Origin of the sequence: Streptomyces celluloflavus, assembly GCA_000720995.1 — a bacterium.
GTDB classification, from domain to species: domain Bacteria; phylum Actinomycetota; class Actinomycetes; order Streptomycetales; family Streptomycetaceae; genus Streptomyces; species Streptomyces celluloflavus.
The window spans coordinates 1-243 of sequence record JOEL01000174.1; the positions used below are offsets into that span (position 1 = coordinate 1).

Consider the following 243-nt stretch of genomic DNA (forward strand, 5'->3'; position numbering starts at 1 on the left):
GCCGCCGCGACCTCCCCCGCACCCGCGCCCGCCCCCCCCCCCGCCCCGCCGTACCCTGGAGGCGTGAGCGCCACCCCCGATCCGACCCCGCACCCCGAGCCCGAGGCCACCCCCGCCTCCGAGGCTCCGATCGCGCCGGCTCCGGCCGCCGCGACCTCCCCCGCACCCGCGCCCGCCCCCCCCCCCGCCCCGCCGTACCCTGGAGGCGTGAGCGCCACCCCCGATCCGACCCCGCACCCCGAG

Annotated in this window: 1 protein-coding gene; it reads left to right on the plus strand. The window is 84.4% G+C overall.

What is annotated here, in order from left to right:
• Positions 1-63 precede the first annotated feature (63 nt).
• On the plus strand, positions 64-243 hold a 180-nt coding region (locus IH09_RS40955), incomplete at its 3' end, for a hypothetical protein (RefSeq protein ID WP_205379512.1).